This is a genomic window from Hufsiella arboris (assembly GCF_009834875.1).
In the GTDB taxonomy this organism is placed as follows: Bacteria; Bacteroidota; Bacteroidia; order Sphingobacteriales; family Sphingobacteriaceae; genus Hufsiella_A; species Hufsiella_A arboris.
In genome coordinates, this window is sequence record NZ_WVHT01000001.1 from 303,833 (window position 1) to 319,210 (window position 15,378).

Below are 15,378 nucleotides of genomic sequence, written 5' to 3' on the forward strand. Positions count from 1 at the left end.
TTCGGTAAGCCGCTCACGGTCGGAACTGTTAATGGAAGCAGTCTGTTTATCGTTTTATTAACAGGAACAGCATCAATGCCTTGCTATTTTCCTGATGGCACCACTAATTGCTTCTGCCACAAATATGCCATTTGGATTTACCGTTAATCCCCGGGGAGCCTCAAAGGTTGCCTGTAAGGCGGGACCATCCTTGTATTGTTCATGAACGGGTATAGCTAAGTTTCCTGTGAGAGGAGTTAGAACCTTGTCATAGGAAAGATGGAACAACTGATATGATTCCTTATAACGATCAGTTGAAACGAACAGAATGACGTTTTCGTACGGAGTCAGTTTAAAGTTTTTATCCCTTTTGGTCACGGCAAAACAAATGATATGAGTATCAGGTATACTATCATTTACATCATTTTTCCACTTAAAGAAAGTTGTTACCTGGCCTTTCATGCTTATTTTCCTTATGGAACTTGGTATTCCAGTAACAAAGTTCCGAAGGTCATCTACGACCCAAAGATTACCGTCTGCTCCAAATTTGACAAAACCCGGGTTGTTAAAACGCGCTTGTTCCCCTAGCCCGTCTTTATCGCCCCACGTTCCTTTTTTCCCTGCCAGTATGCTCGTAACTCCTGCTTTGGTACGTTTAATGATTCGATTGTTGGAGGGATCGGGAATGTAGATGCTGCTATCAGGTCCTATTGCTAAGTCACGAACACCAGAAAGAGGTTCCGTCACAGGCAGGATAGTGGTTTTTTTGTTCTTGTCTGCTTTAACAATAACTTCAGAACTATTGCCGGTGCCATAATCAGGATGTGAACTTATAAAATAGACACTTCCGTTCGCTCCCGCTTTGATGCCGTACGGATGTTCATAATTTAGAAAAAAAGTGTAACTGCCCTGGGCGGTGACTTTATAAATCGTATTGATATCTGGAGAGGTTACATACATTACCCCGTCGGCATCACTGCATATGTTGTACGGATAATCTCCTTTAGGAAAGTTGTAATCGGGATTTCTGCCACCTACCGTACTCACCACATAGGATGGCATTGACACGCTCGTTTTTGCAGTGGCTAAAGCATTATTTTCCTGAACAGGATTTTCTGATAATTCAGCGTCTTTCTTACAGTTTTGTAACGATAGTATTCCGAATGCTAACACGCCAAGCGGAATCATTTTGATAACATTTGCTTTCATAACAAAGGTTAACTGGTTGACTTAAAATTATCAATAATCTGGCACGAAAAGACATGTTTAAGATAATCGAGTAAAAGTTGTGCAATTCGGCCAACTCCCGGCCTTACTATCGTTGCTGAACGGAGGTCAAACCAACGAAGGGGAAACTAATCTGAAAAATCATAAGATATGGGCTGAAAGTTCGCGCCGGCGAAGATGAGGTTAAGACTCACTATCAGCGCAATTTTATGGTCGTAGTATGTATTTACTTGAAAAACAGTGGCGGTAGTTCTTAGCTTCTTTCCTCCCGTGCTTCGCTCATACTTCACGAGGCCTTAGCCACATTGCCGGTATCCGCTTCGCCCGGGTTTACTTTACGCTGGCCGGTTTGTTATCGGAACTGTTGTTTGGGCCTCATGGCTGTCGTTCACATGATCGCCGATCGAGTGTAGGTGCGGGATACTATCCGTTTATTTTAAACCGGATGGATTGATGTTTGTGAACGATTATGTTCAATTTTGTGAAGATGGTAAGTTGCCCTTCAATCCTGTTAAAGCAACTCCTTCAAACTTTCAATCGTATCCGCTTCCTCTATTTTCTTATCATGTCGCCATCTTAATATTCTCGGAAACCGCAACGCAACACCCGATTTGTGCCTGTTCGATTGATTAATTCCTTCGAAACCTATCTCAAAAACTAATTGAGGTTTTACTGTGCGCACAGGGCCGAATTTCTCGATCGTATTGCGCTTGATGAAGTTGTCGACCTGCGCGATCTCTTTGTCAGTTAAACCGGAATAGGCTTTTGCAAAAGGCACCAATTTATCGGCATCCCAAACGGCGAAAGTATAATCGGTGTACATATCCGCCCGCCGGCCGTGGCCCTTTTGAGCGTATATCATAACCGCGTCTACGGACAAAGGATCAACTTTCCATTTCCACCAGTCGCCACGTTTGCGGCCGGTTTGGTAGGAAGAATCTTTACGTTTGAGCATGAAGCCTTCGGCGACGTTTTCTCGGGCGGTTAGGCGAAGATCATAAAGCTCCTGCCACGTTTTAAAGTTTACAACCGGCGACAACCTGAAAACTTCTTGATGTGAGCTGGACTGCTGCAATTGCTCGAGAATCTTCCGGCGCTCGTGCAAAGGTTTGTAGCGAATATCCTCACCATTATATTCCAGGCAATCGTACGCGATAAACGCCATCGGACTATCGGCCAGGATTTTTTTGGTCAGATTCTTTCGTCCAATACGTGTTTGCAAAACGTTGAACGGAAGCGGGCAGTTGCCCGAAAAACAGATCGCTTCACCGTCCAATACAGTTCCGTCCGGCAGTTCATCTAAAAAGTCGTGCAGTTCGGGAAACTTGTCGGTAGCCAGGTCTTCGCCGCGTGTCCATACAAAATTTTTGCCATCGCGATGAATGGCTTCAGCACGTATGCCGTCCCACTTCCACTCGGCTTGCCAGTTCGCAGGATCACCCAAAGCTTCTTCCATTTCCTCAGCGGATTTGGCTTTATCGGAAGTCTCCTGTATCGCGTAAGCCAGGTAAAAAGGATACGGCCGGGAAATATCATCCGAAGCATCCTGCTCCTGCATCAATTGCGGATAATTGAAGCTTTGCGGATCCCAATTCCCCATGATGCGGTGAGTTAAAGTCGCTGAATCCAATCCGGATATTTCCGCGAGCGCTTTGATGATTAAGTTTTGTGAAACGCCCACGCGAAAACTTCCCGTAAGCACTTTATTAAAAACAAAGCGCTCCTGTTGGTCCATCACTGACCAGGCTTCGGTTAGCCATTTTTTGCGTTGTTCTTCGTTAAGGTCGCCAAGTTCATTTATTTCATCGATCCATTCGCTTAAGGATTTATCCTGCGTAGAAGTATTTTGCGGAAGCAGCAATGAGATGGTTTCACCCAAATCGCCAACCACATGATAGCTTTCCTCGAACAGCCACTGCGGAATGCCTGTCATTTCCATCGCCCAGTTACGAACGAATGTTGAGTTGATTTGTCGTTTTGGTTTCCTACCCGTGAACAGCGCCAACGTTTGGATCTTATCGCTGTCAGAAACGGCTGTAAAGTAGTCTTTAAGTATCCTGACCTTTTCGTTTGTTTTGTTCGTTTCATCCAGGTCGGCGAAAAGCTTAGCGAAGGCTCTCATAATTCTCCCCCTCCGCTTTCGGCTACTGCTTCTTTGTCCTTTATAACATCACCTTCTTCATCTACAATTTCAACCGGTGCTTCATCGGCTTCGGTGGCTTCATCGCCGCCATAGAGTGTTTTGGCCTCGCGCGCGTCATAGCCAATTTCGGAAAGGTACCGGGAAAACGACGCCGTGTAACCATGCGTGAGGTAAACCGTTTCGCATTCCGTTGCTTCAATCGCCTGTACCAGGCCATCCCAGTCTGCATGGTCAGAAAGCACAAAGCCACGATCAGCGGCCATGCGGCGTTTTGCTCCCCGTAAAGCCATCCAGCCGGAACAGTAACCAAATCCGTAGGGCTGAAATTTCCGCATCCAGGGTGTTCCAACCGACGATGGCGGAGCCAGGACAATTCCTTTCCGTATCTCTTCTTTGTTTGTTTCAGGAGTAATACGGTACGTTGCGTGCAAATTCAAACCGTTACGAAGCAAGGCCTCTTGCGTATTTTGAATGACCCCATGTGCATAAACTTTCCCTAATGAATGATCCAGGTGCTGCAAAATGCGCTGTGCTTTGCCAAGCGAATAGCCTACAATGACTGTCGCTTTACCCTCCTCAAGGTTTTGCTTCCACCAGCTGTTGATTCCATCATGAATTTCCTTTTGCGGCTTCCATTTATAAACCGGCATTCCGAACGTACATTCTGAAATAAACGAATGACATTTGACAGGTTCGAATGGCGCACAAACACCGTCATCTTCCAGTTTGTAATCGCCGGAAACAACCCAAATCTCGCCTTTATATTCAACACGAATTTGTGATGACCCGATGATGTGACCAGCCGGATGAAACGAAATTTTCACACCGTTAATAGTGACAGGTTCGTTATAAGAAATAGTTTCCAAATCGATATCGCCTAACCTGTATTTTAAAATTTCCTCCGACAAGTTATGCGCCAGGTATTTTTTACTTCCCGGGCGGGCGTGGTCCGAATGCGCATGGGTAATTAATGCTTTATCAACCGGCTTCCAGGGGTCGATGTAAAACTCGCCGGCGGAGCAGTAGATTCCGCAATCGTTAAATTCTAGCAGAGGTTTACGAGGCATATCCAATTAACCTGAAGACGGCGGAATAGTTTGTTCGACGCTGGCTTGGCCAAAAACGATTGATAGCATATCAAACGACGAAACTAAAATCCGAAAAAAAGAAATGCTTATAGTTGGGCTGTGATTTTAAACACTTAAATTTATTCTGCGAATGAATCTTGATCTTCAAATACCTTAAACTAACTAATAAGTCGATTATGAAATACTGGTTGTTATTTTTCATAGTTGTTTGCACATTAGATGCTAAAGCGCAAATTTTTACCTACAACACGGCGGAAGGGATGCCGCTTTTCTTTATCGACTCAGTCAAATTTAAAGTATTGCCGTTTTTCGCGGTTGACAAAATTGCTGATTTACAAATAGTTGGGTATAAAGAGGGTAGCAAAGTGTATGTTAATGGAGAGATGTATTTTAAGTTAAAGAATTCAAAATCATTGAATTTGTTAACGCTGGATCAGATAGCGAAAAATTATGGCATTCATGCAAAATCTCTAATTTACATGGTTGACGGCCAATTCGTACGGGACACCAGCGATATTAAAATCGATTCATCTTATGTGTATAAATGTTTAATCCATAAGTCGGGTGATTTCAAGTATTTAAACGTCGCACCGCTGACCATTCTTAATGTACTAACGAGAAATAAAGAAAACCTGGATAGAGACACTATTCGTTACATAAAAGGTATCAGCCCTGCAACAGCTGACAACTAAGTTTTGCAAATAAAAAAAGCGACGAGTTTCCCCGCCGCTTCCTGGTCTAATTTTTTGGAATTAAAATTTCTGAGCTGGCTTATTTGTTAGCTGGTTATTCGCAGAAGCCTTAATAAAATCAGCCATTACATTTAAACTTTCGTCTTCAACGAAATCGATATCATTTTTGGGCCGGGCTTCACCTTTTTTCAATGGTGGCAATCCTTTTAATTTCCGGCGCGCATTGTCTCTTGCAAGTGTCTTTTCGTCCTGCTCTTCGCGCTCTTTTTTAAGCTGTGACTGATTTAATGTAACGGAAGTTTCTTTTTCGCGTTTGTTAAACTCAGAAATGTCATCAAGTAAATACTGGTACTCAGGCGATGCTTTCATACGTTTTTCATGCATTGATTCCAGTGATGGAATTACTCCTGAAAGATTAGCATACGGTGTAAAAGTACTTGACTGAATAGTATCCCACGGCATCGCCGAAGGCTCAGAACTTTCACCGAACTTATCCGCTGGAAATATCATTGGGAACTGGATATCCGGCATTACGCCTTTGTGTTGAGTGCTGCTTCCATTGATACGGTAAAACTTAGCGGTTGTGAAATTAATCTGTCCATACGGAGCATCATCGGATCCAACAACCATGTTTTTGTTTTTTGGATCCTTGCGGGCTGCCAAAAGCATTAACTTGTCGGTGGCGCTCAATACACGGTTCATGTTCACTGCAGATTGTACCGATCCCTTACCATAGGTTTGTGTTCCGATAATCAGGCCCCGTCCATAATCCTGAATGGCTCCTGCAAAAATCTCTGATGCCGACGCACTGAATCGGTCAACCATCACTCCCAACGGGCCGTTCCAGGTTATTGACGGATCTTCGTCTTCATCTACTTCTACCGCATTGCGGGTATCGCGCGTTTGAACAACCGGTCCTTTCGGAATAAATAACCCGGTTAGCGAAATCGCCTCAGGTAAAGAACCACCGCCATTCTGGCGAAGATCTACCAGCACCGCGTCAACCTTTTGCTGCTTTAAAGTATCGAGCAATAACTTCACGTCGCGGGTTGTACTTTTATAATTCGGATCGCCAGCCTGTGCTGCTTTCCAGTCAGCGTAGAATCCAGGGATGGTAATTACTCCTATACGGTAAGTTTTACCATCAGAATTAACTGTTTTAATTGTCTTTTTAGCAGACTGGTCTTGTAATACAATTTTGTCGCGAACCAGGCTTATTATTTTAGGCGACGATGTCAATTCCTGTCCAGCGGGAATCACTTTTAGCCGCACCGTTGTGCCTTTAGGCCCTTTTATTTTAGAAACCACGTTATCAAGCCTCCAGCCAATCACATCTTCAAACTCGCCGTCCTTACCTTGCGCAACACCGATAATCCGGTCGTTTGCCTGTATAGTTTTCGCTTTGAACGCAGGTCCGCCGGGGATTATTTCAGCGATTTTCACCACTTCGTTATCTAACTGAAGACGGGCGCCGATACCTTCAAACGTACGAGCCATCTCTTCATTAAACTCCTGCGCACGCACGGGAACAAAATAATTAGTATGCGGATCGATTGACTCCGTAAAGGCATCCATCATGATCTGAAATGCATCCTGGTTATTTATTTTTTTTGACTGAGCCAATAGGTTTTCGTAACGTTTTTTTAGCGTCTGAATGTTCTTGGTTTCGTCTGATGACGCTTTGGTGTCAGTAGCATCGGGACTTTTGGTACCAATCGGAATATTTTTATTTGTTCCTTTATCTGTGTTTGCCAGCCGAAGATTTAACAGGTCGTATTCAACCCGGGAAGTCCATAAAGAATCTGAAGCCGCTTGTGATGCCAGCCATGGTAAATCTTCCCTATTGTAAGAATATGTTCCTGAATTAAAAGTGAACGGCTTGTTCAGCTGTGAAATAGAATAATTAATTCGGCCTGTGTAACGTTGCTGGAAAACATTAAAGATTCGGAAAAGTGATGTCAGATCGCCGTCCTTTAAATCGTCGTCCAAAGTTGTTCTGTACTGGTTAAAATCCTTAATATCGCTGGCAAGAAAATAGTTCTTATTCTGGTCCAGGCTTTTGATAAATCGATCAAGTATTACTCCTGACAGGGAATCATTAAGAGGAACTTTTTTATAGTGATATTTTTCAAGCAGGGCCACCAGGTTTTTTGTGACGATAGATTGCTGTATATCCGGTTTCAATCCGGAAGCATCGCCGGTATCATCGAGGTTGACCCGAGGACTGGCCTGGCAGGCCAACGTGGCTGCTATACAAGCTGATAAAAATATTTTCTTTAACATATCCTTACAAGTTTTAAGATTCATTGATATGCGAACTAACAAAATAAAAATGACAAACTATTCAATAAAAAGAGGCAGCTTGTTACTGCCTCATGGTAAATTCTTTACCAAAAAACGCTTTCTGTTTAACTCAAAAAAACTGTTTTTGTTACAGGCTATTTAGATAAAAACGACAGGTTACTCTGTAAATGACCGTACTCTGTTATTACATTACTTGCAGCAGTATAGTCGCCCATCTGGCGATAAGTTTCGCCCATTCCACCTTTTATTTCAACGAGATTTGAAAGGTATTTATTTTGAGATGCAAGGTTTTCCGCTAATTTAAAATCCTCCAGGGCCAATTTGTGATCACCCGCGCTGCTTTTTAGCTGGGCAAGTTCGGTTAACAGGTTAATTCTTGACAATATATCGTTTTGAATATCAGCCATTTGAAGCGCCTGCAAGTAATACCATTTCGATTCGGTATATTTTGCCTGCCGTTCGTAAACCTTAGCAAGACATTCAAAGCTATGCATCTTACCGACTTTGCTTCCCATCCTCCTGAAAAGAGGAAGCGCTTTATGAATAATATACGTCTCAGCCTCTGAATAATTTTGTTGTAACGATTTTGTTTCAGCAATGCGCAGGTAATCTTCGGCTAATGGGATCGCCCGGTGCAAATTCATGTTCAACCGTGTAGCATAATCACTCATATTTAAGGCATCGTTATATTTCCCTGCTTTATTTGCTACCACTGCCGCGGCTGTAACCAGATAACTCAGCTGCTCTTTATCTGCCATCGCTTCCGAAAGAGCTACTGATTGCTGCAAATAACCAAGCGCCTTTTCGTAATCTGCCTTTCTGCTATAATAACAAGCCAGGCTATTAAGACTTAAAATCCGGTTACGGTAGTCATTTGCACGTCTGAATGATTCATCCATTTGAATCAATGAGGCAATATTTTTTCCATCCGGCTCCTGGTAGAGATTTATTGGCGAAAACAAACTATTAATGGTTTGGAGCTCGGTTGCTGTCTTGAAATAGCTGCTTGTCGCGTAGTTTTTAAACCAACTGTCAACAGCTTGTTTCCGTAAAGTTGCCGAATCAACTGGCGGCGGCAGAAAAAACGCTTCCGGTCCGACTTTTACTGTTTTATATAATTTTGTTTTTTGCTGCGCGTAAACGCTGTCAGCGCCAGGCAAATAGTTGTCTGCACCGTAACTCTTCAATGCAGTAACCGAAACCAACACCGCAATAACCCAATATTTGTTAATCATCCCCTTTTTAAAATCAGCTTTGTAATTATCCAACTCACCAATATAACTACAAAACTACATTTTTTCAATTACTATATGATTATCACTTCGTTAAGATTTTTTTTGAAAGTATAATGATAAAGGCTATGACGATAAGCGAAAGTGGAAACACAACCCAAATCCAGTTGATTTTATAAGGATTAACTACAACAGGTCTTTTCAATTGCACTTCCTGTTTTTTAAAGAGATTGTGGACAAATTCAAGTGCATTGGCTGAATCCAATGCCTCTAATCGTCTAGCGGAATCAACCAGCGATAAGTAGTTTTCCTTTAAGATCTTGCTTTTTTTTTTGACCCATTTTGGCGTATAGCTGGCTCATAGCCAGCTTCACATCGCTTAAAAGGCGTACCGATTTGGTTTTTTCGGCAAGCTGTTGGGCCTCTTTTAAATCGCGAAGGGCTAAGTCGTAATCATTTATTGAGATCTTAACCTGCGCAAGTTTAGTTAAGGAAGTGATGATCATTGAAGTATCTCCAATAGTACGGGCAAGTTCATTACCCTGCAGGTAAAACCATTTAGCTTCCGAATACCGTTTTTGATCCTGGTAAGTACCCGCAAGTACATTAAAGCAGCCTATTCTGCCGGTGTTATCTTCACCGTTGCGGAACTTCGGCAAGGCATCTTTCAAAATAATCGATTCGGCATCAATGTACTTTTTTTGTTGTCTTCTGATAGAAGCTATCTGTACATAGTTTTTCGCCTGACCATTTTTAATGGCCGCCTTTTCAAACCGGCTTATCGAATAAGCGAAGTATTTAATTGCTTCGTCAGTATCATTTTTACGATAGTTGAGCCTGGCTATCTTAAACGCCAGCTCACCTGCCAAAGAATCACTTTCTGTGCTGGTGAGCAATAATAAACCCTTCTCATAATAGCGCAGGGCGTCATCACTCATTTTATTTGCAGCATAAAAGTCAGCGTAGCTTTCGTTAACACTGGCTAAGCCAATTTGATTACCTATTTTCCTGTATAAGCTCTCCGCCTTCAACAGTTCGGCAAAAGCGTCATCGGGTCGCTTTTGAGAGAAGTACTGCCTGGATGTAAGGTAATATCTGTTTGCCTTTTGGTTATTTTGCAGGAAAACGCTGTCTGAAGCAGAAATTTGCGCCATCAGCAAGCATGGGGCTAAAAACAAAAAAAGCGCGTATAAAAATTTCATTTAGTATATAGAGGAATAATAATGAAATGTATGAACATACAGTTTATGAAAGTGTTTTAACAGGAATTATTATAAAGCAATGCAGCTAATAAAGCTGCGCATATTAAAAATCGGATATTTGTACAATGGCAACATTACCTCCTTTAGCAGAAAGAATGCGCCCTACTAACCTTGATGAATATGTCGGGCAGCAACATCTTGTTGGAAAAAATGCCATTTTACGACGCGCCATAGAAAGCGGAAACCTTCCTTCAATAATTTTGTGGGGGCCACCTGGCGTGGGAAAAACAACCCTTGCATATATCGTCTCCAAACAGCTGAACCGCCCTTACTTTAATCTGAGCGCTATTAATTCAGGAGTAAAAGATGTTCGGGATGTAATTGACAAAGCTGCCAAACTGAAGGAAGAAGGCGGCGATCTTCCGATTTTATTTATCGATGAAATTCACAGGTTTTCAAAATCTCAGCAAGATTCATTACTGGGTGCGGTTGAGCGCGGCTTGGTTACGCTAATAGGCGCCACAACAGAAAATCCATCATTCGAAGTGATATCAGCTTTGCTTTCCCGTTGCCAGGTTTATATCCTTAAACCACTTGAGGAAGAGGATTTGATTTATCTTTTGAACTATGCGGTGACTGAGGACGAATATTTAAAGTCGAAAAAAATAATCATCCAGGAGTATGAAGCTCTTTTGAGACTATCTGGCGGCGATGCTCGAAAATTGTTAAATATACTTGAACTGGTAGTAAATGCCGTTGCAGATAAGCCGCTAACTAACGAGCTTGTTTTGCAGAATGTGCAGCAAAATTTAGCATTGTATGATAAAGCAGGTGAACAGCATTACGATATCATTTCGGCTTTTATAAAATCTATACGTGGAAGCGATCCTAACGCGGCGGTTTACTGGCTCGCACGAATGATTGCCGGCGGCGAAGATCCGCTTTTCATTGCCCGGCGATTGCTTATACTCGCTTCTGAAGACATTGGAAACGCCAATCCGAATGCTTTGCTGCTTGCCAATAATTGCTTTCAGGCGGTTAACGTTATCGGCTGGCCTGAATCGCGGATTATCCTGTCGCAAACTGTTACGTATCTTGCCTCTTCGGCAAAAAGTAATGCCAGCTATCAGGCTATCGGCAAAGCGCAGGAACTGGTATCGAGAACCGGAGATCTTCCCGTCCCGCTGCATATCCGTAACGCGCCAACCAAACTCATGAAAAATATCGGCTATGGAAAAGACTATAAATACGCCCATTCATACGAAAGTAATTTTATTGAACAGGAATTCTTTCCCGATCAGCTTAGCGGCACAACATTATATGAACCAGGCAACAACGCTTCTGAATTGAAACTCCGTGAAAATCTAAAGCGTTTATGGAAAGAAAAATACAATTATTGATCGCCTGCTTTTATATCTTACACCACTAATTTTATTACAATGACATATTGTTTAGGCATAAAAGTAAATGAAGGCCTGGTTGCATTAGCGGATACACGAATAACATCCGGAACGGATACGACAGTTAAAAAAAAGATATTCACCGAACAGCGTGAAAACTATTCCATATTTATTATGACAAGCGGACTGCGCTCTGTTCGCGATAAAGCAGTAGTTTATTTTAAAGAACTTGTTCAGCGTGATGAGTATAATAAGCTGTATAAAGTTGTTAACGCTTTTGGCGAACAGGTACGAAGAGTCGCTAAAGAGGATCAGCAGTACCTTGAAAAATCGGGATTCCGATTTGACCTTAATACCATTATTGGCGGCCAGTTAAAAGACGATGAGGAGCACAAACTATTTTTACTCTACCCCGAAGGAAACTGGGTCGAACTCGGCCAGGGCGCTCCTTTTGTTATTATCGGCAATTCGGGCCATGGCAAGGCGATACTCAATCGTACGCTCGAGGCAGCCTCAAGCATGAAGCTAGCCTTGAAAACGGGCTTTCTTTCTTTTGACTCAACTCGCGTAAGTGCTAATAATGTTGATTTCCCAATTGATGTAGTGCTGTATAAAAAAGACAGCTTTTGCCTTACTGAACATCGTTACGAACAAAGGGATCTCGCCAACATATCGGCTCAATGGGCTGAAGAACTAAAAGAAGCGCTTAATCATATAAGTGAGGACTGGATAGATGCAGCCTTCAACAAAATGCCAGCAAAACCTGAAATATCTACATCCACCGAAGCAAAATGAAGTTTAACATCACGGCAAAATTGCTATACCAGGTAGTAACCCCCGGTACTATCATTTTAAATATTCATGCTTTGCACACACCGGGTCAGACGATCACGGAAGAAAAATTTACTATTACGCCCTATTCGAAGTTTGAGGAGCTAACGTCTGCCCACGGCGAGAATCGTTTTATCAGGTTCGATCTTCCGCAGCAAGGTACTGTAGAAGTAAAGTATAGCGCCATCGTTGACAACAACACCAAACTTATCGATTTTACCGATCAGCCTGAAGTGGCAATTTGCGACCTCGATCCTGAAATATTTCCGTACCTGTATCCAAGCAGATATTGCCAGTCAGACAAATTATACAGATTCGCTATGCACCATTTCGGCATGCTGAATAATACTTTCGAAAAAGTGGCCGCATTAACAGACTGGATTCATGAAAATGTACAATACTTAAGCGGCTCAACGAACTCACAAACATCCGCATTTGATACGGTAACAGAATTAGCCGGCGTATGCAGGGACTTCGCTCATTTAGGAATTGCGCTTTGCCGGGCGCTTAGTATACCGGCCCGCTACTTTACCGGGTACGCATACAAGCTTTCACCGCCAGATTTCCATGCTTGTTTCGAAGCGTTCATTGGCGGCCAATGGGTATTGTTTGACGCTACCAAATTAGCTCCTTTAAATGGCCTGGTTAAAATAGCAACCGGTCGCGATGCCGCTGATACCGCTATTGCCACTATTTATGGCGAAGTAAGTTTTCTGTCGATGGCGATAAACAGCGAATTTGCGGACAATAACTTCGAGCCTTTCTATTACGATTCTAAAACACTTACAGGCATAAGTTATATGTAATCCTTAACAACCTTTTTATATTTGCTGAAACCTATTTGCCATGAACTTAGATTTAACAGGAAAGCGCGCACTGGTATGCGGAAGCACGCAGGGCATTGGAAAAGCTGCTGCAGTTGAACTGGCTTTACTTGGCGCAAGCATAACGTTGCTTGCGCGTAACGAAGACGCACTTAAAGACACCTTACAGCATTTGCCTGCAGATGATACTGAGTCGCATGATTATCTGGTAGCTGATTTTAGTAAGCCTGATGAAGTGAAAGCGGTGGTTGAAAAGTACCTGAAAGACCATAACGTTGATATCCTGATAAATAATACAGGTGGACCTCCGGCGGGTCCCGCACTTGACGCAGCTGCAGCTGATTATATTCAGGCATTTAACAATCACCTGGTTTGCAACCAGCTTTTGGTGCAGGCAATAACTCCTTATATGAAAAAAAGCGCCTGGGGACGAATCGTTAATGTTATTTCAACATCGGTCAAAACTCCATTGAAAGGTTTAGGCGTTTCAAATACTATTCGGGGAGCGGTAGCAAGCTGGGCAAAAACTCTTGCATCTGAATTGGGCCCATTTGGTATTACAGTGAATAATGTTTTACCAAGCACATCGATGACGGGGCGTCTTGAATCACTTATTAAATCACGCTCTGAGAAAGAAAGCAAATCACCTGAAGAAATCCAGCAGGACATGATCAGCCAGATTCCTGCCGGACGTATTGGCACCGCCGAAGATGTAGCCATTGCGATCGCTTTTCTCACTTCTCCCTCAGCAGGATACATAAACGGCATCAATCTACCGGTGGATGGCGGCAGAACTCCGTCCCTTTAGTCGGCAGACGTTTTGAGCCAGCTCAGTAAGTCATGTGTTTGATAACTGATATCAAGCAGCCTTGCGATACGGGAACCATTTATTTTTTTCCAGCTGTTTAGTTCATCTGTAAATTGCGGCGCTTCTAAATTCCTGACCGTCGCTGCTTCATAGTAAAACTGTTGCTTTTCGGGATGATCGGGGCTGCAAACATTGTAAATACCGCCGAACTTATGTTGCTTGATGATTTCGTAGACAACCTGTATACAGTCGTCCAGATGAAGCAGGTTAACCGGCGACTTACCGTTTGGAATATTCTTTTTCCCGGCGAAAAACCTTCCCGGATGCCTTCCCGGTCCGACTAAACCAGCAAATCTCAAAACGGTTAACGTAAATGACCCATCCTCAAGTAACATATTTTCGGCCTCAAGTAAGGCTCTGCCAGAATCAGTTTCTGGTTGAGGAACAGTGTAATCATCTGCTTCGGTGTTAGCATTACGATAAACCGATGTCGAACTGATGAAAATCACTTGTTTTATCCTGTACCTGTTTATGAAATTAATCAGACCGGATATTTTCGCGGCATAATTCTCAGTGTCTGGCCCTGGTGGAATAGCTATTATCAGTATTTCAGACTGCGAGAAAAATTTATGATAGTCACCAATTGGTTTTGGCTCCAACTTTAACAAGTAAGCATCGATCTCATTGTCAGCCAATAGAGCAAGTTTAGCTTCAGTCGTGGTGGAACCTTTTACTGAATATCCATTGCTTACTAAAAATTTTGCTAGCGCGAAGCCAAACCATCCGCAGCCAAAAACGTTTATAAACGGTAATTTCATCTAATATCCTGACGAAGTTACGTGTACCTAAGCTTATTATTAACTATTTAAAATAAAATTTATGAAAACTATGAACATTAAAATAGCCACTTTATCGGTTGCATTTGCCGCATCTTCCCTTGTTATCAGCAGTTGTAACTCCCTAACTAAAACACAAAAAGGAGCGGCTATTGGCGCTGGCGCAGGCGGTACAGTTGGAGCTTTAATCGGTAAAGCAGCAGGAAATACCGCACTAGGCGCGATCATAGGCGGAGCAGTCGGTGGTACTGCGGGTGCTTTCATTGGAAGAAAAATGGATCGCCAGGCAGCCGAAATTCAGAATACAGTTCCCGGAGCAACAGTTATTCGCCAGGGCGAAGGTATCATCGTAAAATTTGATTCGGGTATCCTGTTTGATTTTAACAAGTCAGATGTTAAAGATGCCGGAAAAACAAACATATCCAACCTTGCAACATCGATGAAAAATAATCCTGAGACAAACATCCTGATTATTGGCCATACTGACGATGTCGGCAGTGACACGTACAACCAGGGATTATCTGAACGGAGAGCTAATTCTGTTCGTGACTATGCTGTAGCACAAGGCGTAAGTTCGGCACGTTTAAAAACTGAAGGTAAGGGCGAATCAGAACCAATAGGTGATAATACAACAGATGCCGGTCGCGCAGCTAACCGCCGGGTTGAAATTGTTATTGTCGCTAACGATCAAATGAAAGAACAGGCAAAACAAGCCGGCAATTAACATAATTGGTATTAAAATAAAAAAACCGCTCTTGGGCGGTTTTTTTATTTTAATCTTGCCCTTTCGAAAACCTTGATTATCTTTGTGT

At 42.7% G+C, this 15,378-nt stretch carries 13 protein-coding genes; 6 read left to right on the forward strand and 7 right to left on the reverse strand.

What is annotated here, in order from left to right:
- Positions 1-72 precede the first annotated feature (72 nt).
- From GS399_RS01290 to GS399_RS01300, 3 genes are all read right to left on the reverse strand, one after another.
- Positions 73-1,188 carry an NHL repeat-containing protein gene (locus tag GS399_RS01290; RefSeq protein WP_160842742.1) on the reverse strand — a complete coding sequence of 372 codons (1,116 nt, stop codon included), beginning with the start codon at positions 1,186-1,188 and terminating at the stop codon, positions 73-75.
- 529 nt (positions 1,189-1,717) lie between these two features.
- Entirely contained in the window at positions 1,718-3,328 is a 1,611-nt protein-coding gene (locus GS399_RS01295; RefSeq protein WP_160842744.1) for an ATP-dependent DNA ligase, read from the reverse strand.
- Positions 3,325-4,416, reverse strand: a complete 1,092-nt coding sequence (locus tag GS399_RS01300) for a ligase-associated DNA damage response exonuclease (RefSeq protein WP_160842746.1) — start codon at positions 4,414-4,416, stop codon at positions 3,325-3,327. The genes GS399_RS01295 and GS399_RS01300 overlap by 4 nt, the downstream gene beginning before the upstream one ends.
- Positions 4,417-4,613: 197 nt before the next feature.
- Here GS399_RS01300 and GS399_RS01305 point away from each other — a divergent pair, with 197 nt between their 5' ends.
- On the forward strand, positions 4,614-5,129 hold the full coding sequence (locus GS399_RS01305; protein WP_160842763.1) for a hypothetical protein: 516 nt from the start codon (positions 4,614-4,616) through the stop codon (positions 5,127-5,129).
- A 60-nt stretch (positions 5,130-5,189) separates the two neighbouring features.
- Here the strand turns inward: GS399_RS01305 and GS399_RS01310 are convergent, their stop codons facing one another.
- From GS399_RS01310 to GS399_RS01320, 3 genes are all read right to left on the reverse strand, one after another.
- The gene (locus GS399_RS01310; RefSeq protein WP_237487835.1) at positions 5,190-7,412 is read right to left on the reverse strand and encodes a carboxy terminal-processing peptidase; all 2,223 of its coding nucleotides are present in this window, start codon (positions 7,410-7,412) and stop codon (positions 5,190-5,192) included.
- 155 nt (positions 7,413-7,567) lie between these two features.
- Positions 7,568-8,668, reverse strand: coding sequence for a tetratricopeptide repeat protein (locus GS399_RS01315; protein ID WP_160842767.1), 1,101 nt, complete (start codon positions 8,666-8,668; stop codon positions 7,568-7,570).
- Positions 8,669-8,952: 284 nt separating this feature from the next.
- Positions 8,953-9,819 carry a tetratricopeptide repeat protein gene (locus GS399_RS01320; RefSeq protein WP_160842769.1) on the reverse strand — a complete coding sequence of 289 codons (867 nt, stop codon included), beginning with the start codon at positions 9,817-9,819 and terminating at the stop codon, positions 8,953-8,955.
- Between the two features lie 173 nt (positions 9,820-9,992).
- On the opposite strand from GS399_RS01320, the gene GS399_RS01325 reads away from it, so the two are divergent.
- Genes GS399_RS01325 through GS399_RS01340 form a run of 4 tightly spaced genes read left to right on the forward strand, consistent with a single transcriptional unit; the run spans position 9,993 to position 13,730 of the window.
- Positions 9,993-11,267, forward strand: a complete 1,275-nt coding sequence (locus GS399_RS01325) for a replication-associated recombination protein A (protein ID WP_160842771.1) — start codon at positions 9,993-9,995, stop codon at positions 11,265-11,267.
- 39 nt (positions 11,268-11,306) lie between these two features.
- Entirely contained in the window at positions 11,307-12,062 is a 756-nt protein-coding gene (locus GS399_RS01330; RefSeq protein WP_160842773.1) for a proteasome-type protease, read from the forward strand.
- On the forward strand, positions 12,059-12,904 hold the full coding sequence (locus GS399_RS01335; protein ID WP_160842775.1) for a transglutaminase-like domain-containing protein: 846 nt from the start codon (positions 12,059-12,061) through the stop codon (positions 12,902-12,904). Before GS399_RS01330 ends, GS399_RS01335 begins: the two co-directional genes overlap by 4 nt.
- A 40-nt stretch (positions 12,905-12,944) precedes the next feature.
- On the forward strand, positions 12,945-13,730 hold the full coding sequence (locus GS399_RS01340) for an SDR family oxidoreductase (RefSeq protein ID WP_160842777.1): 786 nt from the start codon (positions 12,945-12,947) through the stop codon (positions 13,728-13,730).
- Here the strand turns inward: GS399_RS01340 and GS399_RS01345 are convergent.
- Positions 13,727-14,548 carry an SDR family oxidoreductase gene (locus tag GS399_RS01345; RefSeq protein ID WP_160842779.1) on the reverse strand — a complete coding sequence of 274 codons (822 nt, stop codon included), beginning with the start codon at positions 14,546-14,548 and terminating at the stop codon, positions 13,727-13,729. The two genes, GS399_RS01340 and GS399_RS01345, sit on opposite strands and share 4 nt — an antisense overlap.
- 61 nt (positions 14,549-14,609) lie before the next feature.
- Here GS399_RS01345 and GS399_RS01350 point away from each other — a divergent pair, with 61 nt between their 5' ends.
- The gene (locus tag GS399_RS01350; protein ID WP_160842781.1) at positions 14,610-15,290 is read left to right on the forward strand and encodes a YiaD family glycine zipper/OmpA-like lipoprotein; all 681 of its coding nucleotides are present in this window, start codon (positions 14,610-14,612) and stop codon (positions 15,288-15,290) included.
- The last annotated feature ends 88 nt before the right edge of the window (positions 15,291-15,378 follow it).

What these genes read in the sequence shown, in the direction of transcription:
- GS399_RS01305 (WP_160842763.1), top strand. Translation starts at nt 4,614, where the DNA reads ATGAAATACTGGTTGTTATTTTTCATAGTTGTTTGCACATTAGATGCT.
- GS399_RS01300 (WP_160842746.1), bottom strand. Translation starts at nt 4,416, where the DNA reads ATGCCTCGTAAACCTCTGCTAGAATTTAACGATTGCGGAATCTACTGC.
- GS399_RS01340 (WP_160842777.1), top strand. Translation starts at nt 12,945, where the DNA reads ATGAACTTAGATTTAACAGGAAAGCGCGCACTGGTATGCGGAAGCACG.
- GS399_RS01330 (WP_160842773.1), top strand. Translation starts at nt 11,307, where the DNA reads ATGACATATTGTTTAGGCATAAAAGTAAATGAAGGCCTGGTTGCATTA.
- GS399_RS01290 (WP_160842742.1), bottom strand. Translation starts at nt 1,188, where the DNA reads ATGAAAGCAAATGTTATCAAAATGATTCCGCTTGGCGTGTTAGCATTC.
- GS399_RS01345 (WP_160842779.1), bottom strand. Translation starts at nt 14,548, where the DNA reads ATGAAATTACCGTTTATAAACGTTTTTGGCTGCGGATGGTTTGGCTTC.
- GS399_RS01350 (WP_160842781.1), top strand. Translation starts at nt 14,610, where the DNA reads ATGAAAACTATGAACATTAAAATAGCCACTTTATCGGTTGCATTTGCC.
- GS399_RS01310 (WP_237487835.1), bottom strand. Translation starts at nt 7,412, where the DNA reads ATGTTAAAGAAAATATTTTTATCAGCTTGTATAGCAGCCACGTTGGCC.
- GS399_RS01335 (WP_160842775.1), top strand. Translation starts at nt 12,059, where the DNA reads ATGAAGTTTAACATCACGGCAAAATTGCTATACCAGGTAGTAACCCCC.
- GS399_RS01295 (WP_160842744.1), bottom strand. Translation starts at nt 3,328, where the DNA reads ATGAGAGCCTTCGCTAAGCTTTTCGCCGACCTGGATGAAACGAACAAA.
- GS399_RS01315 (WP_160842767.1), bottom strand. Translation starts at nt 8,668, where the DNA reads ATGATTAACAAATATTGGGTTATTGCGGTGTTGGTTTCGGTTACTGCA.
- GS399_RS01320 (WP_160842769.1), bottom strand. Translation starts at nt 9,819, where the DNA reads ATGGCGCAAATTTCTGCTTCAGACAGCGTTTTCCTGCAAAATAACCAA.
- GS399_RS01325 (WP_160842771.1), top strand. Translation starts at nt 9,993, where the DNA reads ATGGCAACATTACCTCCTTTAGCAGAAAGAATGCGCCCTACTAACCTT.